This is a genomic window from Lentzea sp. (genome assembly GCF_035525475.1).
In the GTDB taxonomy this organism is placed as follows: Bacteria; Actinomycetota; Actinomycetes; order Mycobacteriales; family Pseudonocardiaceae; genus Lentzea.
The window spans coordinates 1-20,667 of sequence record NZ_DATLEC010000027.1; the positions used below are offsets into that span (position 1 = coordinate 1).

At 71.3% G+C, this 20,667-nt stretch carries 17 protein-coding genes; 9 read left to right on the forward strand and 8 right to left on the reverse strand.

Features of this window, described 5'->3' with window-relative positions:
• Positions 1 to 539 precede the first annotated feature (539 nt).
• Genes VM306_RS03310 through VM306_RS03320 form a run of 3 tightly spaced genes read left to right on the forward strand, consistent with a single transcriptional unit; the run spans position 540 to position 3,092 of the window.
• Entirely contained in the window at positions 540 to 707 is a 168-nt protein-coding gene (locus VM306_RS03310) for a hypothetical protein (RefSeq protein ID WP_325510706.1), read from the forward strand.
• 3 nt (positions 708 to 710) lie between these two features.
• A complete protein-coding gene (locus VM306_RS03315) occupies positions 711 to 1,064 on the forward strand; it encodes a glycosyltransferase (protein ID WP_325510709.1) in 354 nt (117 codons plus the stop codon).
• A 39-nt stretch (positions 1,065 to 1,103) separates the two neighbouring features.
• The gene (locus VM306_RS03320) at positions 1,104 to 3,092 is read left to right on the forward strand and encodes a SpoIIE family protein phosphatase (protein ID WP_325510711.1); all 1,989 of its coding nucleotides are present in this window, start codon (positions 1,104 to 1,106) and stop codon (positions 3,090 to 3,092) included.
• Here the strand turns inward: VM306_RS03320 and VM306_RS03325 are convergent, their stop codons facing one another.
• Together VM306_RS03325 and VM306_RS03330 are read right to left on the reverse strand one after the other, a co-directional pair.
• On the reverse strand, positions 3,093 to 3,488 hold the full coding sequence (locus VM306_RS03325; protein ID WP_325510713.1) for an STAS domain-containing protein: 396 nt from the start codon (positions 3,486 to 3,488) through the stop codon (positions 3,093 to 3,095).
• Between the two features lie 283 nt (positions 3,489 to 3,771).
• The gene (locus VM306_RS03330) at positions 3,772 to 5,577 is read right to left on the reverse strand and encodes a glycoside hydrolase family 2 protein (RefSeq protein WP_325510715.1); all 1,806 of its coding nucleotides are present in this window, start codon (positions 5,575 to 5,577) and stop codon (positions 3,772 to 3,774) included.
• Between the two features lie 99 nt (positions 5,578 to 5,676).
• On the opposite strand from VM306_RS03330, the gene VM306_RS03335 reads away from it, so the two are divergent.
• A complete protein-coding gene (locus VM306_RS03335) occupies positions 5,677 to 6,777 on the forward strand; it encodes a LacI family DNA-binding transcriptional regulator (RefSeq protein ID WP_325510717.1) in 1,101 nt (366 codons plus the stop codon).
• Here the strand turns inward: VM306_RS03335 and VM306_RS03340 are convergent.
• The gene (locus tag VM306_RS03340) at positions 6,699 to 7,598 is read right to left on the reverse strand and encodes a MerR family transcriptional regulator (RefSeq protein WP_325510718.1); all 900 of its coding nucleotides are present in this window, start codon (positions 7,596 to 7,598) and stop codon (positions 6,699 to 6,701) included. The genes VM306_RS03335 and VM306_RS03340 overlap by 79 nt on opposite strands.
• Before the next feature lie 31 nt (positions 7,599 to 7,629).
• Between VM306_RS03340 and VM306_RS03345 the strand changes: the two genes are divergently transcribed.
• The 3 genes from VM306_RS03345 (at position 7,630) to VM306_RS03355 (ending at position 11,518) form a co-directional block, all read left to right on the forward strand.
• Positions 7,630 to 7,767, forward strand: a complete 138-nt coding sequence (locus tag VM306_RS03345) for a hypothetical protein (RefSeq protein WP_325510719.1) — start codon at positions 7,630 to 7,632, stop codon at positions 7,765 to 7,767.
• A gap of 259 nt (positions 7,768 to 8,026) precedes the next feature.
• The gene (locus tag VM306_RS03350) at positions 8,027 to 9,076 is read left to right on the forward strand and encodes a LacI family DNA-binding transcriptional regulator (protein ID WP_325510721.1); all 1,050 of its coding nucleotides are present in this window, start codon (positions 8,027 to 8,029) and stop codon (positions 9,074 to 9,076) included.
• Positions 9,077 to 9,256: 180 nt separating this feature from the next.
• Positions 9,257 to 11,518: a hypothetical protein gene (locus VM306_RS03355; RefSeq protein ID WP_325510723.1), complete on the forward strand. Its 2,262-nt coding sequence runs from the start codon at positions 9,257 to 9,259 to the stop codon at positions 11,516 to 11,518.
• Here the strand turns inward: VM306_RS03355 and VM306_RS03360 are convergent.
• The 5 genes from VM306_RS03360 to chvE all read right to left on the reverse strand — a co-directional run bounded on the left by VM306_RS03360 (position 11,494) and on the right by chvE (position 18,498).
• Positions 11,494 to 12,711 carry an MFS transporter gene (locus tag VM306_RS03360; protein ID WP_325510725.1) on the reverse strand — a complete coding sequence of 406 codons (1,218 nt, stop codon included), beginning with the start codon at positions 12,709 to 12,711 and terminating at the stop codon, positions 11,494 to 11,496. The two genes, VM306_RS03355 and VM306_RS03360, sit on opposite strands and share 25 nt — an antisense overlap.
• The gene (locus VM306_RS03365) at positions 12,708 to 13,937 is read right to left on the reverse strand and encodes a lanthionine synthetase C family protein (RefSeq protein WP_325510727.1); all 1,230 of its coding nucleotides are present in this window, start codon (positions 13,935 to 13,937) and stop codon (positions 12,708 to 12,710) included. Before VM306_RS03365 ends, VM306_RS03360 begins: the two co-directional genes overlap by 4 nt.
• On the reverse strand, positions 13,934 to 16,723 hold the full coding sequence (locus tag VM306_RS03370) for a lantibiotic dehydratase (protein WP_325510729.1): 2,790 nt from the start codon (positions 16,721 to 16,723) through the stop codon (positions 13,934 to 13,936). The genes VM306_RS03365 and VM306_RS03370 overlap by 4 nt, the downstream gene beginning before the upstream one ends.
• 171 nt (positions 16,724 to 16,894) lie before the next feature.
• Complete coding sequence (locus VM306_RS03375) at positions 16,895 to 17,023, reverse strand: hypothetical protein (protein WP_325510731.1); 129 nt, start codon at positions 17,021 to 17,023, stop codon at positions 16,895 to 16,897.
• Between the two features lie 383 nt (positions 17,024 to 17,406).
• Entirely contained in the window at positions 17,407 to 18,498 is a 1,092-nt protein-coding gene (gene chvE, locus VM306_RS03380) for a multiple monosaccharide ABC transporter substrate-binding protein (protein ID WP_325510733.1), read from the reverse strand.
• Between the two features lie 220 nt (positions 18,499 to 18,718).
• Between chvE and VM306_RS03385 the strand changes: the two genes are divergently transcribed.
• Both VM306_RS03385 and VM306_RS03390 read left to right on the forward strand, forming a co-directional pair.
• Positions 18,719 to 19,660: an acyltransferase domain-containing protein gene (locus tag VM306_RS03385; RefSeq protein WP_325510735.1), complete on the forward strand. Its 942-nt coding sequence runs from the start codon at positions 18,719 to 18,721 to the stop codon at positions 19,658 to 19,660.
• 169 nt (positions 19,661 to 19,829) lie between these two features.
• Positions 19,830 to 20,630, forward strand: a complete 801-nt coding sequence (locus VM306_RS03390; protein ID WP_325510737.1) for an NAD(P)H-dependent oxidoreductase — start codon at positions 19,830 to 19,832, stop codon at positions 20,628 to 20,630.
• Positions 20,631 to 20,667 lie beyond the last annotated feature (37 nt).

Sequence of the window (20,667 nt, forward strand, 5' to 3'; positions counted from 1 at the left end):
CGCTCTTGCCTCCACACTCACAGATCCACCGCTGACAGCGCTGTGCCACACCGTAACGGGTGATGCAGGGGGAACGCGCCAGAACCGTTTCAAACCTCTTTTCCGGATGATTTTTCGTCTCGAAAGCGCAACGCCACGCCGAGTTGTGCGTCTGTCGCCCGAGGAATGCTTTCGGTGATCGGCGCACACAAGCCTGTCGAGTCTCCAGCTCGGGTGACAGCCACCGTCGCGGGCGAGGTGGACATGAGCACCGCCGGCGCTGGACGCCGACCGTCCGCGGCGCTGCACGGCCTCGGGCACGAGGTCGTCGTGTACACGAGGCGCGACGACGAGACAGTTCCCGAGCAGGTCCACACCGCCGCCGGCTACGACGTCGTGCACGTCCCCGCGGGGCCTCCGCACAGGCTCTCCGAGAACGAGGTCGTCCCCATCTCGGTGAGTTCGCGGAGAGCCTGGAGCGGCCGTGCTCATCGGACGTCGTGCACGCGCACCACTGGACGTCCGGGCCGGCGGCGTGCAGAGGACGGCCGCACCGTCTCATGGCGGTCGGTGAGCTCGTGCCCTGCAACGGTTTCACGGACGTCATCGCGGATCTGTCCTCAGTGGAGGACGCGGAGCCGGCGATCGCCGCCCGCGACCAGGACGGCTGCGCCGGATCGCGGGCGAGCTGGGGGTGCTGGACCGGGTCGTGTTCGCCGGCGAGGTGACCGGTGCCCGCTCTGCTGCGCTCCGCCGACGACGTGGTCTGCGCGCCGTGCCCAGACCCGTTCGGGGTGGTGGCCCTGGCGGCCATGTCCCGCGGCGTCCCGGTCGTCGCCGCCGCCGTGGGCGCGCTGGAGGACGTCGTGGTGCACGACATCACCGGTCTGCACGTCCCGCCTCGTGAGCCTCGCGTCCTCGCCCGGTCGGTCCAGCGGCTGCTCGCTGACCGGACGCTGCGGGAGGAGCTCGGCACCGCACGCGAGCGCGTGCTGGCCCGTCATTCGCGCGATCGGCGGGGGAAGGAAGCGCAGGCCGTGTACGAGCACGTCGGACGTGTCTTGACCGGACAGGACACGGGCTGATGCGCATATATGGTGCCAGGCTGGGTAAGTCCTTCGGGTATGAGGTCCGGACCGCGGCAGGACGACAGTGATGGGCACCTGCGGCGCATCGGCGATCCCCACGTGGTGCGGGACCGTTTCGACGAGTCGTCGCTGCTGCTGGCCGCGTACGAGGGGGCCGAGCAGCGGCTGGTCGCGGCCAACGAGGCGTTCCGGAGGTTCGCCGGGGTGCAGGAGCCGGTCGGCATGACAGCGCGCGAGGTGTTGCCCGGCTTCGAGGCCCAGCGGGTCCAGGCGGTGATCGACAAGGTCTACACGACCGGCGAACCGCACACGGCCCGTGAGTGGCGAGTCCAGGCCGACCGCCAGGCCGGCGGCGAACCGGTGGAGGCGTTCGTCGACTTCGTGGTGGAGCCGTACTTCCATGACGACGGAACGGTCCGAGGGGTGTCCGCCTACGCCGTCGACGTCACCGAGAAGGTCCGGCGCAGGCTCGCCAAGGCCGAGAGCGCCGCGACCGAGCTGTCGCGGTACGAAGGCGCCCGCGACGTCGTGGCGGAACTGCAGGCGGCACTGCTGCCGGAGTCGCTGCCGGTGCTGCCCCAGGTCAGGATCGCGGCGAAGTACCTGGTCGCCGAGCACACCCAGGCCGCGGGAGGCGACTGGTTCGACGCGATCCCGCTCGAGGACGGCACCGTCGTCCTGGTAGTGGGGGACGTCGTGGGCCACGGCGTCGCTGCGGCGGCGGCGATGGGCCAGCTGCGCGCGGTTCTGACGAACCTGCTGTGCGTCGACGAGGACCTCCTCGCCGCGCTCAGCCACATCGACGCCTTCGCGGCGAGCCGGCCGGCGTTGCAGGCGACCACGATCGCGGTGGTCAAGCTCGATCCCCGCACCGGCGAGTTCTCCTACAGCCTGTGCGGTCACCCTCCGCCGCTCGTGATCCGCGCGGACGGGTCGACCGAGTTCCTCCGCGGCCCCACGAGCGGTCCGCTCGGCGTCGGGCGCCCTCCCGCGCTCGGCAGCGGCCACCTGGGGCCCGACGACCTCGTGGTGCTGTACTCCGACGGTGTGGTCGAACGTCATGGCCGCACACCGGCCGAGGCCGCGGCGGAGTTCGCCACCGTGGCGTCGGACGCGGCGATGAACCGCGTGTTGCGCAAGGGCGCGGCGTCCTCACCGGCCGAGCGGGTCTGCCACCTGACCGTCGAGCTGCTCACCCGCACGGGCTACCACGACGACGTCACGACGCTGGCCGTCCAGCGCCTCGCCGAGCCGGTGCCGTCGCTGTCGGTGCGCATCACCGCGACGTTCGACAACCTGCCCACGGCCCGGCGCGCGGTCGGCGACTGGCTGGCCAAGGTCAACGCGGGCCGCCGGGACCACGAGGTCCTCGAGCTCGCCGTCGGTGAGGTGGCCACCAACGCGGCCGAGCACGCCTACCAGGCAACCGGGCAGGGTCCCCTGCAGATCACCGGCCGGCTGACGCCCGAGGGCATCTGCGAGCTGCGCATCTCCGACGAGGGCAGCTGGCGCGCTGCGAACCCCGGCACCACCCATCGCGGCCGCGGCCTGATGCTGTGCCAGCAGCTCGTCGACGAGGTCACCATCAGCCATCCCCCGCAACGCGCCGGCGAACCGTTCGGCGCGCGCGGCACCACGGTGACCCTGCGGCACCGCGTCCACCAGACCCCCGTACTCGCCGCCGACTCGGGGACCGGCTTCTCGGAAGCCGGGCTGTCGCCCCCTTTCCGCATCGAGACGACCGACGAGGCGGACAGGGCGGTCGTGCGGGTGTGCGGACCGGTCGACGCGACGGCCGCGACCGAGTTCGCGCGCCACCTGTTCCGGGCGTCCCGGGGCGGCGTGCTCCCCGTGACAGTGGACCTGTCCGACGTCACCCACCTGCTCAGCGTGGGGGTGCGCATCCTCTACGACCTCGTCGACCAGCTCGCCGCGCACCACCTCGAACCGGTGTTGATCGCGCGGCACGGCGGTCCGGCCGCCTTCGTCCTCGACCTCGTCGGCCTGCCGTGGTCACCGGCGTGATCACCCGGTGCCCAGGGCGTCCTCGAGACAGCTGAACAGGCGAATCCGCTGATCCTGCAACGTGAGGGTGACGACCGAGTGCACGGCGCCGCGGAAGTCCGTCACGAAACAGGCTTTGACATCGCGCTCGACGCAGACCCCGATGACGCGCTGCAGGACACGCGTTCCGGCCGCGGACAGCAGGCTCACGTCCGTCAGGTCGAGCACGACGCGCGCCGGCGGTGACAGCGGATCCGTCGCGTCCTGCAGTGACACCTCGGCGACGGCGGCGGACGCGGCGTCCAGCGCTCCGGACAGCTGGACGACCAGCACGTCCGACCGCGCGACGGTGGTGACCGTGACCTGCGTTGCTCGAGCGCTGCGGTCCATGTGGATGTCCGGCCTTCTCTTCGGCACGACGGGGCGTGTACCGAGAGTAAGAGCGCGAGGGGCAGCACACATGATCACCACCGGTTCGCAGGCAACACCCGCACTTCCGGCCCCTGGTGGGCGGTGGGGCTGACGCTGGTCGCCATGCTCCTCGCCAGCACCCTCGTCTGGCCGTGGTGGCAGAAGCTCAGGGCAGCCCGGTCGTGAGCGTGGTGGCGCCAACGGAAACGGCGTGGTCCGGCCGCGACCGGTGGACGCCTCCCGGGACCGGCCATGTGCCGCGCGCCCGGCGGCACCCTCCCGGAACCGCTCACTCGCCGCGCGCCCGGCTCTTCGCCTGCCGGTACTCCTCCGCGACCTCCTCGACCGGGATCGCGGCAGCGGGCCGGGTGGTGATCCGGCGCACCTCGTCGACGGGCAGCTTCGGCCGCCGGTCCGCGGTGAGCAGACCGTTGGTCTCCTGCAGCGTGTCGGTGAGCTGGGTGTAGCAGAACCCGGCCACCGCGGGGCTTCCGAGCAGTGCGGACGTGAGTTCGTCGTAGCGCTCCAGCAACGCGTCCGCGTCCGCGAGCGTCGCGTAGCCGTGCCACTCCTCCCCCGCCCGCGGGGTGAAGCTCAGGCCGCCGTACTCCGAGAGCATCACCGGGACGCCCGGCACGCGTCCCTCCAGCAGGAGCCGCCGTCCTGCCGGTCCGGATCCGGCCACAGTGGACTCGACGCGGTCGGCGCTTCCGTAGCGGGACACCAGGCCGGCCGCGGTCGGGGTGTAGTCGTGCAGGCCGTAGATGTCGCTGACCGTGTGCTCCCAGCCGTCGTTCGAGATGACCGGCCGGGTCGGGTCCAGCGCCTTGGTCAGGTGGTACAGGGCCGTCGCGAGCGCACGCTGCGCCGGGTCGGTGGCGAGGTGGTCGACGCCCCAGCTCTCGTTGAGCGGGACCCAGGCCACGACGCACGGATGGCTGACGTCGCGCCGGACCACCTCCGTCCACTCGCGACAGAGCCGTTCGGCCGACGTCGGCGAGAACGCGTAGGCGCTGGGCAGCTCGCCCCACACGAGCAGACCGAGCCGGTCGCAGTGGTGCAGGAACCGGGGGTCCTCGACCTTCTGGTGCACGCGCACGCCGTTGAACCCGAGCTCCTTGACCAGCCGCACCTCGCGGAGCAGGTCGTCGTCCGAGGCGGCCAGGTGCGTGTCCGGCCAGTAGCCCTGGGCCAGCACCATTCGCGGGAAGTACGGCGCGTCGTTGAGCGTGAAGCGGCCCTCGCGCACGCCGATCTCGCGCAGCCCGAGGTAGCTGCGCACGACGTCGGTGCCGGTCGTGCCGGAGAGCTCGAGGTCGGCGTCGATCAGGACGGGCTGTTCCGGGGACCACAGCAGTCGGCCGAGCTCCTGGCGGTTCTCCGCAGCCGGCAGGTGGAGGGTGAGCCGGGCGCGGTCTCCCCGCACGACCGCCGACTGCTCGGCGAGCACCTCGTCGCCCAGCCGCAGCCGGACGTCGAGGCGGTGCCCGGCGGGCGTGCCGCCGAACGCGGCTTCCAACTCCACCAGGCCCTCGAACGGCTTGGGCGTCCAGCGGACCGAGTCGATCCACACCTTCGGCACCCGCTCGAGCCACACGGGCTGCCAGATGCCGGTGGTGCGGTGGTACCAGATGTCGTGCGGCTCGTCCCGCCAGTCCTGCTTGCCCCGCGGCTGGTGCGGGTCGTTCCGGTCTTCGGCCCGCACGACCAGCATCTGTTCGCGGCCCTCGCGCAGCGCCGGGGTGATGTCGGCGGAGAACGGGGTGTGGCCGCCCTCGTGCGTCGCGACCAGCTGTCCGTTGACCCAGACCGACGCGCGGTAGTCGACGGCGCCGAAGTGCAGCAGCACCCGGTGCCCCTCCGCTTCGACGTCGACCGTGCGGCGGTACCAGACGACCGGGTGCGGGCCGGTGTCGCCGATGCCGCTCGCCGCCGACTCCGGCGGGTACGGCACGGTGATCACGCGGTCGAACGCCGCCCCGCCCGAGTGCCAGTGCTCGTCGAGGCCGGTATCGGCGTCGTCGTGGGCGAACTCCCACTCGCCGCACAGGTCGGTCCAGCTCGCCCGCGTCAGCTGAGGACGGGGGTGGATCATCGATGTGCTCCTTCGGATCCCGGGCCGACCCTGCTGCCCCGTGTTTACCACGTGGCAAAATGGCGGGACAAGAACACCGGGCCAGTGGAGGGCGCACCCGTGGGGGCTACCCAGCGCGACGTCGCACTGCGGGCGGGCGTCTCCACCCGGACCGTGTCGAACGTCGTCAACGACTACGAGCACATCAGCGCGGACGTCCGCCGCCGCGTGCTCGCCGCGATCGACGAGGTGGGGTACCGGCCGAACCGCGCGGCCAGGAGCCTGCGGACCGGCCGCAGCGGGCTGATCGCGCTGGCGTTCCCGGAGTTCGACGTCGGGTACTTCGCCGAGCTGGCGAGGCTGGTGGTGCACGAGGCCGAACGCCGCGGGTACACCGTGCTGGTCATGCAGACCCTGGGTGAGCGCGGCCGGGAAGCGGCCCTGTTGCAGCGCATCGACCGCCAGCTCGTCGACGGCCTGCTCTTCAGCGCCTCGGCGTGCGAACCGGCGGACATCGAGAACAGCGACACCGGTCCCGTCGTCCTCCTGGGCGAGCACGAGATCCCGGGCATCGACCGGGTCTCGATCGACAACGTCGCCGCGGCCGGGGCCGCCACCCGACACCTGATCGACCAGGGCTGCCGTCGTATCGCGTTCGTCGGCCGGGCTCGCGCCTCCCGGTCCGACATGGCCGAGCAGCGCGTCGACGGCTACGACCGCGAGCTGACCGCGGCCGGTCTGCCGTTCCGGCGGGTGGTCGAAGTGGACGCGTACCACCGCGCGAACGGCGCCGCCGCCGTCGCGGAACTGTTGCGTGGCACCAGCTCCAGCCCGGTCGACGGTCTGCTGTGCGCCAACGACCCCGTCGCGCTCGGGGCGATGCACGCCCTGCACCAGGCCGGGTTGCGGGTGCCCGACGACGTCGCCGTCGTCGGCTTCGACGACATCGACGACAGCGCGTACGGCCTGGTGCCGCTGACCTCGGTGTCCCCGGACAAGCGGCAGATCGCCGAGCTCGCCGTGAGCCGCCTGGTCGACCGCATCCGGGGCGCGGACGACCCCGGCCGCCACCACCAGGCCCGCTTCGAGCTCGCGGTCCGGGCGAGCTCGTCCCGCACCGGCACGGGTCCCCAGGCCGTGTTTCAGGGAGCGGGTGAGTCCTGGGCGGACAGCTCTTCGGCCAGTTCCACACAGCGCAGGCGGGCCGGGGAGAAGTCGTAGGGCATCTTGCCGATGGCTTCGAACGCGCTCATGGAGCCGGCCTCCCGCCTGCCAGCGCTGAAGTCCTCGTCCTCGGCGGCAGGAGGGTGCACAGCGTCCCAGGCGTCGAAGAGGGCGTCGTCGTCCTCGTCCAGGCCGGACTCCTCGATCACGGCCTGGAGGGCCTTTTCGAAGGCGTGCCGCTCGGCGGCCACCTGTGCCACCCGTGGATCATCGACGGCGACGCTGTCGTCGAGTGCCTCCTCGGCGTCGTCGACGCGGTCGGACTCCTCCCGCAGAGCGGGATGCGTGGCCAGGGCGACGAAGCGGGTGGCCTGGACGGCCGCGCCGAGCGGGCCGAAGATCCGCTCGGTGACCAGCAGGGCGTCCAGGTCCGCCTGGCGCAGGGAGCCTTCCGGCAGGCCCTCGAGGCGTCCGGTGACGAAGCCGGAGAGCAGGCCCATCCGGCTGCCTTCGGCGCGCATCCGCTGCACGGCGGTCCGTTTCCGCCGCAGTTCCGCCTCCTGCTCGGCAAGGGTTTCCTCCAACCGCTCCAGGATGCCCGCGATACCGTCTCCGCTGTCCGCACCGGCGGCAGCCATGCCGGTGGTGAAGGCGTCACGGATGTCGTCCAGGGCGATCCCGGCGTCGGCCATCTTGCGGATCCACAGCAGGCGGATCATGTCCTCGTAGCCGTAGCGGCGGCGGCCGTCACCGCCCCGCTCGGGCTCGGGGAGCAGGCCGATCTCGTGGTAGTGGCGAATCGCCCGCGGCGTGCTGCCGGCGAAGGCCGCCGCGTCACCGATCTTGACCTGGCGGGGTGGCGTGAAGGACGAATGCACGAGCAGGGACCTCTCCTCACGGGATCGGGACGTGAGTCCACTGGACCACATGCCGCTGCGGAAGGTGCAACTCCGGCGCTCACTCCGCATCCGGCAGTCCGGCGGCGTGAGCAACGTCGGCAACCAGGCGATCGGCCGGCACGCTCGCCCGAACCCGACCGCGGCGTGATCGCGCGGGGCCCTGGAGCAACTCAATGGCATGGTGAAGCCCGTCGCGCCCCTGGTCGAGACCGTCGGTGAGCTGACCAAGGCGGCCGGCTCGGCGGTCGGCTGTGAGGCCGTCGCGTCGTCCTGCCCGCGACACGCCTTTGGACCACCCTCGGCACAGCCGGCTGCCCAGTACGATGTGACTGGTCAGGTCCGTTTTATCGATCAACTGAGCGCGGCACGCCGACGTGGGCGCACCAGTGGGCTCCAGGGGTGGTGCTATGGCGAAGGCGCCTGCCAGGCCGGCCGTTCCGCGGTCGGGCCCGGCGACGATCGCCGACGTCGCCGCGGCCGCCGGCGTGTCCAAGCAGACGGTCTCCAACGTGATGAACTACCCGGCCAAGGTGCGCGAGGAGACGCGGGCACGGGTGCAGCGGGCCGTCGCGGAGCTGGGGTTCCAGCCGAACCGGATGGCACGGGCGCTGCGCTCCAGCACGGCCGGCATGATCGCGTGCCGCATCGAGCCCGTCTCCTCCCACTCGCTCGCCCACCTGCACGACCGCTTCCTGCACGCGCTGGCCGAGGCGGGACAGGCCGCGGGCCGGCACCTGATGCTGTTCGCGGTGGACGACGCGGAGAGCGAGACGGCCACCTGCGTCCGGTTGGTGCGTACCGGGTCGGTCGAGGGTGTCGTGCTGTACAACCTGGTTCCCGGCGATCCCCGGCCGCCCGCGTTGCTGGAGGCCGGTGTGCCGTTCGTGTGCTTCGGCCGGTTCTCCGACGACCCCGACGCGACCGGGTGGGTGGACGTCGACAACGCGTCGGGGGTGGCCGCCGTCGTCGGCCACCTCGCGGAGTGCGGCCACCGCAGGATCGGCTTCCTCGGTTTCCCGGAAGGCCACCGGGTCGGGGACGACCGCGCGGGCGGCTGGGTGACGGCGATGGACCGGCACGGCCTGCTGGCCGGCAGCCACCGCCTCGACGTGCGGGGCGAGGACACCTGGGTCAGCGGCGCGAGGATGGCCCGCGACCTGCTCGGCCGGGCCGACGCGCCGACCGCGCTGGTCGCGGCGTCCGACACGCTGGCGGCGGGTGCGCTGCAGGCGGCGCGCGACCTCGGGCTGACGCCCGGTGAGGACGTGGCCCTGGTGGGGTACGACGACACCCCGTCCGCGGAGGTGCTCGACCTGTCCAGCGTCCGCCAGCCGCTTCCCGAGGTCGGCCGGCGGATCGTGGAGGCCCTGTGCCCGGCCGACGGGACGGCGGTGCCCGTGGCGTCGTTGCTGGCACCGGAGCTGGTCGTGCGCGGCTCCTCCCGTCACCGGGCCTGACGCGCCGCTGTTAGATCGGTCCACTTCCTTCGTGCGACACCGGTTCCACGGCAGCCGTTGCGCGGAGATCTTCCAGCGTTGACAGCACAAGTGACGCTGTGGTTGGGTTCGCCCACTGGATTTTAACGATCCAACAACGTCGTTCAGGCCCGTGCCGCAACGCCGGAGGGAAGGCCCACCATGACGAGGCCCACCACGAAGAGACGCGGCTGGCTCGCCACGGCCGTCGCCGCGGCCCTGGTCCTGGCCGGCAGCTCCCCGGTGTGGCACTCGGCGGACGCCCGAGCCGCGGTCACGCAGCACGACAGCGCCTCGATCGGCTGGGAGGGCGACTACTACGGCGTCCTCACCCACAAGGACGGCAGCTTCGACGTCCACTCAGGACCGAACACCACGGTCCGGTTCGGGATCTACAACAACCCCGGACGGCTCCAGTGGTTCAACGCCGGGGGCTACTACCCCGCCCTCACGACGCGGTTCGAACGGGACAACAGCACCGTCTCGATCACCAACCTCGGTGACAAGGTCACGATCGGCGGCCGCGACTTCGTCGCCGTGTACTCACGGGTCAGCGTCGTCAACCACGACACGGTCGCCCACGTCCTCGATCCGGCGCCGACCGGCGGGACGCTCGCGCTCAACCGCCCGTCGACCACCGTGCAGCCCGGGCAGACCACGAACTTCGACTACGTGATCGCGGCCGACAGGTTCGGCCAGGGCTACGCCTGGCCCACGGCCGCCGAGCTGCTCGCCGCCGGTGGCTACGACGCCCACTACGCGCACATGACGTCCTACTGGGACGGCAAGCTCGCCCAGATCGCCCAGATCCAGGTGCCGGACCCGCAGCTGGCCAACGCCTACCGGGCCGGGTACATCACCACGAACCTGGTCAAGGACGGCAACCGGCTCAACGTGGGCGAGAACGGCTACGACGCCATCTTCAACCACGACCTCGTCGGCATGCTGGTGCAGCTGCTGGAAGCGGGCGACCTGAACCGGGCCAGGGACTACCTGCCGACGCTCATCTCCCAGGACGACCCGAACGACATCACCCGGATGTACCCGGACGGGACCTGGAAGTACAACTGGCCCTGGGCCGTCTACCTCCGCAAGACCGGCGACGCCGCCTTCGTCCGGGACAACTTCGCCACGATCAGGCAAACCGCCCACCGGATCGAGACCGACGCCACCGGTCCCGGCGGGATCATGAAGGCCACCGTGGCGGTGGACGCCCTCGGCTACTGGACCGTCGACAACCAGTCGGCGTTGCTCGGTCTCCTCACCTACCGGTACATCGCCACCAACCTCGGTGACACGGCCGAGGCGTCCTGGGCGGAGCGGACCTACAGCAAGCTCCTGAGCGCGGTGAACGCGAGGCTGAACACCACCATCTCCGCCAACGGCCTGTCCTACCTGCCGTGCGCCATGGACGTTCCCAACAGCAGCGCGAACGTGTGCGGTCAGACCAACAACGGCAACTGGGCCTCGATGTTCCTGTTCGGGCGCTGGGCGTGGGACGGCCAGCTGTGGGGCGGCGACCCGGCAGGCCCGATGATCAGCCTGATCGACACGACCTACGACAACGGCTTCAGCCGCCTGTCGAACCTCCCCGAGCACACCTTCGGCGGTTACCCCGGCGTGAGCAGCGCCTACAACGCCGGGTACGGCTCGGCGGGCCTTGCCTCCAGCCGCTACCGCTCGGAGGGGATCTACGGCTACCAGTACCTGGTCCAGAACGCCCAGAGCGCTCCTTTCTCGTGGTGGGAAGGGATCCAGTCGGTGGGGACGAGCAACTGGTCCCCCGGCACGCACAGCACCGGGGGCAGCGGCTCCAGCCCCCACATGTGGGGTCAGGCCAACGCCTCCAAGGTGCTGCTGGACTCGCTGGTCGCCGAGAAGCTCGACGGCTCGGTGATCGTCGGCCGCGGTCTGCCGAACCAGTGGCTGCGCGACGGCGCCACCAGCAGCGTCGGCAACTACCCCATCGCCGGCGGCAGGCGCATGGGCGCGTCGATCACCGCTTCCGGCGCGGACGTCAGGCTGACCCTGACCGGTTCCGCTCCCGCGGGCGGTGTGCGCTTCGAGGTGCCGGCCTTCATCGGGAACATCGCCAGGGCCAGTGCGGGCACCGTCGACAGCGCCAAGGGGGTCGTCACCCTGCCTCCTGGCACCACCTCGGTCACCGTGACGCTCGCCCGGCCGCCGGTGTTCACCGAGAAGGGCGGTCTCGACCTGCAGGGCTACTGCACCTCCATCGGCGCCGTGAACGGAGTCGTCCTGGCGGGAACGACCGCCTACGACTGGCGTTGCGTCACCGGCACCGGCGCGCGGGTGGTCATGGACCTGGACGACGCGTGCCAGCGCCAGCACCCGCACGAGCAGGCGATCTTCTCCCGGACCACCGCCGTCGCCGATCCTCAGAGCTGGAAGTGCCTCGCCTGACGCGCTTCCGCCCGCAGGCCCCGCACCTGGAGGGACGACAGCGCCGCGAGTGAGGACGCGGCCACCACGACAGCGCACCCCAGCAGGACGGGGCCCGTGCCGAACGCGGTGCTGAGCGGCGCAGCGACCAGCACGCCCACCGGCGCGAGCACCATCGTGCCCAGCCAGTCGTAGGACGTCACCCTGGCCAGCAGCTCCTCCGGCACCTCGCGTTGCATCGTCGTGTGCCACAGCACCCCGAACACGTCGTTGGCCAGCCCCGCGCAGAACATCGCCGCGGCGACCGTCCACGGTGACGCGGCGGCGGCCAGCAGCACCAGGGGCACGACGAACACCAGCAACAGCAGCAGTCCCGCCACCAGGGGGCGTCCGGGTCGCAGCCGGGCCGACACAGCGGCGCCGCAGAGCATGCCTGCCGTGCTCGCCGCGGCGACCAGCGACCAGGACTGCACGCTGTCCCAGGTGCCCACCGCCACGATCGGGCCGAGAATCCCCATGGTGGCGCCGAGTGCCGCCGACGTGAACGACAGCGCGGCCACCGTCGCCCACAGCCACTGCCGGCCGAGGAACGCCTGCCAGCCCAGCCGCAGGTCCGTGAGAAGGGATGTCGCCTCGGCACGCACCCGCGAGGGCAGCCGCACCAGGGCGAGGAGCACCGCGCTGGCGGCGAAGCTCACGGCGTTCAGCAGCAACGTCGACGGCGCACCCGCCACCGCGACCGCGGTGCCGCCCAGTGCGGTGCCCGCCAGGTCTGCGCTCCTCACCGCGGTCATCACCACGCTGTTCGTCCGTTGCAACCGGTCAGCGGTGACGATCTCCGGCATCAGCGCGCTGGTCGCCGGTCCCGACACGGACATCGCGGTGCCCGCCACAGCGGCGAACACGGCCAGGACCGGGATCGGGGCGTGCCACCACAGTCCAGCGGCCAGGCCGGTGTAGGCGAGCGCGGACGTCACGTCGGACAGCACGAGCAACCGGAACCGGCTCACCCGGTCGGCGAGCACCCCGCCGAACACGACGAACAGGATCTGGGGAACCACCAGGCACACCAGCACGAGCGACAGCCCCCGCGCGGTGGCACCGGGCAGCGCCAGCACGCCGAACGTCAGCGCGATCCGGCCGAACCCGTTGCCCGCGGCCGAGATGGCGGTCGCGGCGGTCAGCAGGGCGACCCGCCGCGCCGGAGTGCTCACCCCAGCACCAGGGCGGCGTCCCACGGCAGGGCTGCCGTCGACGGCACCGGTGTCAGGTGGTCGTGCAGCGCCAGCAGGGTGCCGGCCGATCCGTCGAGGAAGCCGGGCCGGTTCGGCGGGACCGTGACGACGGTGTGCTGAACGCGTTGTGCCAGCAGGTGATCGCACAGTTCCGGCAGCACGTCCGCGTCCCTTCCGAGAACGAGCGCGGTGGCGTGCAGGACACCCGCGGACCCGTGGCACAGAGAGGCATCCCTTATACCCCAACGTTCCCGCGGTCGCCGGAACGCCGCCCGCAACGTCGTCTTCGCCTCGTCGGCCCAAGCGGGCTCGCCCACCGCGGCCGCGGCCAGTTGCACGGCACGCGCCACACCTGGTGCTCCGTAACACCAGGCGACCCGGCTCGGCGGCAGCAGGTCGGCGGCGCACGCCACCTCGTGTTCCAGCGGCACCAGCGCGGGCCAGTACGGGCCGTGCTCGTCGAAGCCCCGCCGCGACAGCAGCCAGGTGGCGATCCGGCGCATCGCCTCCTCGTGGCCCTCGACCGCCACCCCCTGTCCGTGGCACAACGCCATCAGCGCCAGCGGGCCGGAGACGCCGTGGGCCATCCCCAGGTTGAAGTGGCCGTCCGGGTGCGCCACCGGGCCGGCCAGCAGCGACGGGTCCGGCGTCCACCACCCCGGCACCCACTGGCCGCGCACCCGCACGGGGTCGGTCAGCCGCACCAGGTATTCCAGCAACCGTTCCAGCACGGGGCGGGCACCCGCGCCGCAGGCGAGCAGGTACCTGCCGATCCCGGTCAAGCCCGAGGTGACGTCGTAGCAAGCCATTCTGGCGCCGGGCTCGCGGGCGAGCAGGCGCGCCTCCTCGGCGACGAGCGATTTCTCGGCCAGTCGCAGCACGTGGGGGTCGATCCGGGCGAGCACGCCCCGGTAGTCGCCGTCGGCTCTGGCGATGCTGCGCGCGGCGAACCCCAGCGACGGCGCGCCGTCGAACAGGCTTTCGTTGGCGGGCCTGCGCGTTCTCGCGGCGGCGGCGAGGTGCTCGTGGGCGATCGCCCGCAGTTCCGGTGACTCGTCGCTGAGCCGGGCGAACAGCACGGCCAGCCCGCAGTACCCGTCGGCGAGCGACATCGGGTGGTACGGCCAGTCGCCATCGCCCAGGTCCACCAGCGCGGGCTCGCCGAGCAGGCGGGCGGAGTCGTCCAGCCACGTCCGCACGCTCATCGGGCGACCTTCACCCGGTCCAGGTGGGCCTTCACCGCGCCCCGCACCATCGCGTACACCTCAACCTCCGCCCGGAAGTCCGCGCCGAGCCGGCGGTTGCAGTGCATGTGCAGAAGGGCGCGGAGGATCTCGCCGGAGGACGTCCAGCCGGCGGTGAGCGCACGAGCCTCGTGCCCGTACCGGGTCAGCAACTCCGCCCACTCGCGGTCCGCGGGAACGGGGTCCAGGGTGATCGCCGCCAGCGCGTCACGGCGCCGTTTGCCGAACGCCTGGTGCGTGGACTCCTGCTTGGGGATCTCCGACAGCAGCCACGGCGGCCACTCACGGCTTCGCCGGACGCCGTGGAAGCAGCTGACCAGAGCGGCCACGTCGGCGGCGACCGCGATGGTGTCCTGCGCGGCGCTCATCCTGCGCAGCGCCAGCCGGCTGTCTGCGGCGAAGAACCGCTCCGCGAGGCCGATCAGCTGCTCGCCGCCGTAACGCTCCACCTCCGGCCGGTAGGTGTGCACCGAGAAACCGGCGGCCAGCCTGGCGTCCACCAGAGCCGCCACCTGCTCGCGCAGCCGCGGGAGCACGTCGCCGTGCAGCCGCAGGCGGATGTGCGGTGGCTGGTCATCGGCCTGGTAGCGCAGGAAGAACCAGCGGTCCACTTCGGACTCCAGCGTGGCCAGCCAAGGACGCAGGTGCGCCAGCAGCACCTCGCGCTGCCGGTGTGGCGAGCACTGGATGTGCGCGGAGACCCAGTCGCCGCCCGGGAGGTGCGCCGACGGGTCCGTGCGGACCGGCGCGGGTGGTCTCGCCGGACGGGGTGCGGGGTCGACGGCGACCAGCGGGACGACGAGCTCGACCTCGTGAGCGCCGTCCGGCCCGCGCAGCCAGCCCTGGTCCAGCTCCGGCGCGCGGTCCTCGCACAGCACCGCCGTACCCGACTTCCGCAGGTCGTCGCGCAGCAGCGCGCGGTGCTCCGGCGTGCGCAGGTCCAGGCACAGCTGCTGGTCCAGGTGCGCCAGCCGCACCCGGTCGGGCATCCGCCACCTCTCCTGCCAGGCGACCAGCGCCTCGTCCGTGTCCACGTCCGCCTCGGTGACGTGCCAGCGCGCGGGCGCGAGAACCGTTCGTCCACATCGGACCGCGGGCAGGAACGGGGCATCTCGCAACGCGGCCCAGTCCCAGGGCTTCAGGGTCCGCACGCCCATCAGGGACACGTCCCACAGGAACCGCACCACCTCGGGCGCCGCCGCGCGGATGTCCAGCACGTGCAGCACGCGCGGAACGATCTCGCGGCCCAGCGACACCGAGTACAGCCGCAGCCGGCGTTCGTCCGCGGCCACCACGATGTCCGCCACCCCCAGCGCACCCGGTTCACCGGGCACACCGACGGCCAGCGAACGATCCAGCACCCGAGGTGCCCGCACCAGGTTGGCGTCCCGAGCCCGCGTGGTGAGGTGCACGAGCTGCACCGGTACCCGGTCGTCGGACCGCACGGCGGCCACCTCGCCGAGCAGCTCCCGCACCTCCGGCAGGTACCCGAACCTCCCCAGCGACGCTCCGGCCTGCTGGGTGCCGGTCAGCGGGCTGACGACCAGCTCGAAGTCGCCGCGTTCCAGCGCGTCGACCGAGACGGCGTTCAGCGTGGCGAACAGCTCCACCGTGGCCGGCGGGGTGCCACCGGGCGGGCAGAGCCGGGCGATCAGGTCGTCGTCGAGCACCACCTCCGTGACGCCGTCGGCCAGCGCCTGCGCGAGCAGGCGGGTGAGCGTCGGCTGACGGCCGTCGTCCGGGTCCACCGGCGCCCCTGGCCGCTCGTACCCCGCCGGTGGCCCGATGCCCGCGTCCGGGTCGAGCAGGTCCAGCACGGGAACCAGCTCACCGATCCCGTACCGCTCGAGGAACCTGCCGTGGAAGTCCGCCAGGTTGCGGGAGCGCGTGTTCTCGTGCGCGGACAGCCGCCACACCGCGTCGGCGGCGCGTTCGACTTCACGCGCCACCTCGTGCGGCAGCCGGACGTGCGCGTCCAGTTCCAGGTCGACCTGCACGGGGTTGCCGGCGGCGGCGGCACACCGGACAGCGGCCAGTTCGGCGGTGCCCTCGCCGATCGGGCTGCGCCGGTAGGCGTCGATCGCCTCGGCGATCAACGCGGCTCGTTTGCCGTGCGGGGAATCTTCCGGCAGCAGTCCGATCACGTACTCGAGGGATTTCTCGGACTGGCGCAGCGGTGTCTGCAGGAAGCGCAACCGCACCAGCTGCGCCACCAGGGTGACGATCCCGGACCGGCGCACGCCGGGAAACGCCTCGGCGACCCTGTCGACGAGATCGTGGACCGGGATCCGGTGCTTGGCGGCGTCGAGGACGTACGTGACCACAGCCGTGCGGCGCACGCTGGCCAGTCGCGTGCCGCGGGGAACGGTGAGACGGTCGCCGTGCCGCGCACACAGGTTGTTCGCGGTGACCTCCAGGCGCATCACCACCTCCGCGTCGGCCTCGAGCTCGTCCGCCCAGCTCTCGAGCCAGGCGTGGTCCGGGTGCACGTGCCTGCGGTGCGCACCGCCCAGCCAGGCCTCTGCCCTGTCGGCGAAGCCGCCCACGGCCACCCCGGCGAGAAGACCGAACGGCGTGGGCCGCCCCGCCATGCGCAGCTCGTACCGGGCCAGCGCGGTGTGAAGACGTCGTGACGCCGGCTCGGACAGCTCGTGCCCGGCGAGCACCTTGTCCACGGCCTCGGTCAACGCGGGACTGGCGACGGCGACGGCCTCCCGCACCATCGGGGACTCCACGCGCTCGCGCACACCGTTTTCTTCCGGAGAAGAGGCCGTCCGCATTCGCAGCCTCGGCAGCACCGGGGCACGGAGGAGAAACCTGTCCGAAGAAACGAATCGGGTGTCCATGGTGAGTTTCTCCGAAAGAGGAGTGCGCGGGTGGGCGGACCCGGCCGACGCGCGACCGGGCCCGCCCGATGATCAGCAGATCGCGCAGGTCGTGATCGTGCGCGGCGGGATCGACTGGCTGGGCGCGTCGGCGGACGGGTCCACCAGGTCGAACTCCTGGACGTCGAGCTCGAGCAGGTCCTGTGTGTCCGTGGAAAGCATGGGTTTCCTCCTTGCAATCAACAAACGAATCCGGAACGAGGTTTCCGGGACCAACGCGATATTTCGCGTCCCGGCTCACTTTAGCGTCCGCCACCAGTCCGCTGACAATGCCCGCGACCCGCCAATTGACACGCGAAAGTTTTTCATTCAACTAGTGCGATCGGCTCACGACTTTCGGCGTCGACACCGGTAGACGGCTACGAATCACCCTGCGGACCAGCACAGCAGCCGAAATCTCATCAGGCAGGTTGTGATGTGCATCACAGCTCAAAGTAGTACTGCTAATCACCATATGAAACGCACAGAGCGAATTTCTGCATTCGCCGAACATGGCCACCGTCTTGAATGGCGCCACCGAAAGAGGGAGCCGTGTAACCAACCGATCAACGGAGCTGGTCGTCGGTGTAATACCCCGACTCCACGAGAACCCGGTGGTAGTTCGTCCTGTCGACGCTCACGGGGTTCAGCAAGAAGGCCGGGACGACCTTGACGCCGTTGTGGTAGTCGTTCAGGTTGTTCAGCTGCGGCGGCGTCCGGTCCTTCAGAACGGCCTCGGCCATCAACGCCGTGACGGTCGCCAGTTCGCGGGTGTCCTTGTAGATCGTCGAGTACTGCTGGCCGGCGATGATGGACTTCACGGAGCCGAGCTCGGCGTCCTGGCCGGTCACGATCGGGAAGCCGGGGCCGTAGCCGTTGTCCTTCAACGCGGTGAGGACACCGAGGGAAATGCCGTCGTAGGGCGACAGCACGCCGTTCACCTTGCTCCGGCGGTACGTCGTCGTGAGGATCTCCTCCATGCGCTTGCGGGCGGTCTCGCCGTCCCACCGGAGCGTCGTGACGGCCTGGAACTCCGTCTGACCGCTGCGCACCACCAGCGTGCCGTCGTCCAGGTACGGCCTGAGCACGGACATGGCGCCGTTGAAGAAGAAAACCGAGTTGTTGTCGTCCGCCGAGCCCGCGAACAGCTCGACGTTGAACGGACCCGTCGCGGCGCCGCGGCTCGCGTCGGCGTTGCGCAGGCCGAGCCCGGTCAGCAGCGACTCGGCCTGGTACACGCCGACCCGGAAGTTCTCGAACGTCGAGTAGTAGTCGACGTTCTGGCTGCCGCGCAGGAGCCGGTCGTAGGCGATCACCGGGATCCTGGCGTCCGCGGCGCGCTGGAGGGGCGCGGTCAGCGCCGAGCCGTCCACCGAGGCGATGATCAGGAGCTTCGCGCCGCGGGCGATCTGGTCCTCGATCTGCCTGACCTGGTTCGGCACGTCGTTCTGCGCGAACTGCAGGTCGACCCGGTGTCCGCGCGACTCCAGGTCGCGCTTGATGTTCTCGCCGTCGCGGATCCACCGCTCCGACGAGGTCGTCGGCATGGTGACGCCCACGAGCGCGCCGTCCGCGGGCCTGGACTGCCGGCCGGCCGCGGGCGCACCGCAAGCCGCCACCAGCACGGCCACGAGCACCACGAACTTCGACGATCTCATGCCGGCTCCTCGTGCGGGTCAACATCGTTGTCGACGGTCGCCACGGCTCTCGAGCCGTGCCGGAGACACGGCCAGATGTGACCCGTGCCACAAGCGGGTGTGCACGTTAACAAGAGGTGGTGGACAGATCAAGCGACGGTGTGATGTGGACGGTCGACCCATCGGAAGCGCTTATGCCAACGCCCGGACCGGTCCACATCAGACCCGATAGGGTCTGCCGGTGGACCTGGAGCACATCGCCGCCCGCCTCGGAGCTCCCGCCGGGGAAGTCGACCGCGTGCACCGGCTCGCCGGTGACCGCCCGTCCGCCCCGCTGCCAGCCAAGGCCGGCGTGCCCGCGCTCCTCGACCGGCTCGCGGTGCGGCCCGACGACGCCGCCGAGATCATGGCGGGCTGGCCAGACCCCGGCTCTCCACTGTGGACTCCGGAGCTGCGCTGGCTGCTGGACCGTTCGACCGCACTGGTCCGGGCCGACCTCGGCGGCCACCTCTGGCTGCCACCCGGCCCGGAGCTGCCGCGCGACCGCGGTCCCGCCTGGCGGCACCTCTACGTGTACGCGTACCTGGCCCTGGTCGACGTCGTCACGGGCTACCACCGCGACCACGGCATCGCCGACGCCGTGTCGTGGACGACCCTCGCGGACCTCGGCCGCAACCTCGCGGTCGACCGGCGGATGAACCGCGAGGGTTGGCCGGTCATGCAGAGCTGGCTGACGCTGCACGTGCGCGGAGGCCTCTACGAGCTCGGAAGGCTGCAGCACCAGCGCGGCGACACCATCGGCCTGCACGTCCCCGACTCGGGGCCGCTGACGCCGGACGCGGTCGAGGCCTCCCTCGACGAAGCCCGCGCGTTCTTCCCGCGCCACTTCCCCGACGAGCACCACACGGCGTTCTCCTGCGGCTCGTGGCTGCTCGACCCGCAGCTGCGCGAGTACCTGCCCGCGGACTCCAACATCATCCGGTTCCAGCAGAGGTTCGAGCTGGAGCCGTACGAGGAGCCGGAGGGACTGGACGCCGACGTCGAGGTGCGGCGGTTCGTGTTCCGCGACCTGACCACGCCGCTCGACCGGCTGCCGCGCCGCACGGTGCTCCAGCGCGCGGTTCTCGAACACTTCGAGGCTGGCCGTCATTGGCAGTGGCGGAGCGGTCGTTTCCCGTTCTAGCCGTACGCCGCGTACGGGATTGGTTTTGGTCAACACTGAAGCTATAGCGCTTGTCATGCACGGGTGGACGAGCACGCATGGACGTGAGACGTTCGGCCATCCCGCGCCCCGTCGTTCCTCGCTTGACTGCAGGGGTGACCACGAGGTCACGAACAGACGGAGGTGACGCATGACCATCGCTCATCCGCCGACACCCGGCACCGCCCTGTGGGTGTACGCGCACCCGCGCCGCGACTCGTTCAACGACCGGCTGCTGCAGGCCGGGACCAAGGCGCTGTCGCAGCGGTACGAGGTCGCGGTCTCGGACCTCTACGCCCAGGGCTTCGACCCGGTGCTGTCCGAACGGGACCTGGGCGACCTGTCGGAGCGTCCCGGCAACATCGCCGAACTGGCCGGCGAGGCCTACTCGCGCGGGCAGCTGCCGGCCGACGTCCGCGAGGAGCAGGCCAAGCTCGCGGCGGCGGAGCTCCTCGTCCTGCAGTTCCCGCTGTGGTGGTACGGGCCGCCCGCGATCCTCAAGGGATGGTTCGACCGGGTCCTCACCAGCGGGTTCGCCTACGGCGACCTCGATCCCGAGCTCGGTGTGCCCCGCCGGTACGGCGACGGCGGGCTGGCAGGCCGCAAGGCGTTGGTCGTGGTCACCGCCGGCGAGGACGAGCGCTCCATCGGCCCGCGCGGCATCAGCGGCGACCTCGACTCCCTGCTCTTCCCGCTCACCCACGGCGTCCTGTGGTTCGTCGGGATCGACGTGCTCGCCACGCACGTGGTCCACGACGCCGACTCGCTCGGCCCCGAGGGCGTCGAACAGCAGGTCGAGCGCCTGGTCACCAGGGTCGGCGGCATCGCGGACGAACCCGCGTGGCCGTTCCGGCGTCTGCGCGACGGGGACTACGCGACCACGCGCGCACTGCGGGAGGACCTGCTGCCCGGCCGCACCGACCTGGGAATCCACCTGACCGGTCGCGACTGACACGTGTGCGGGCGCAGGCCGCCGGGGTATTCCGGAT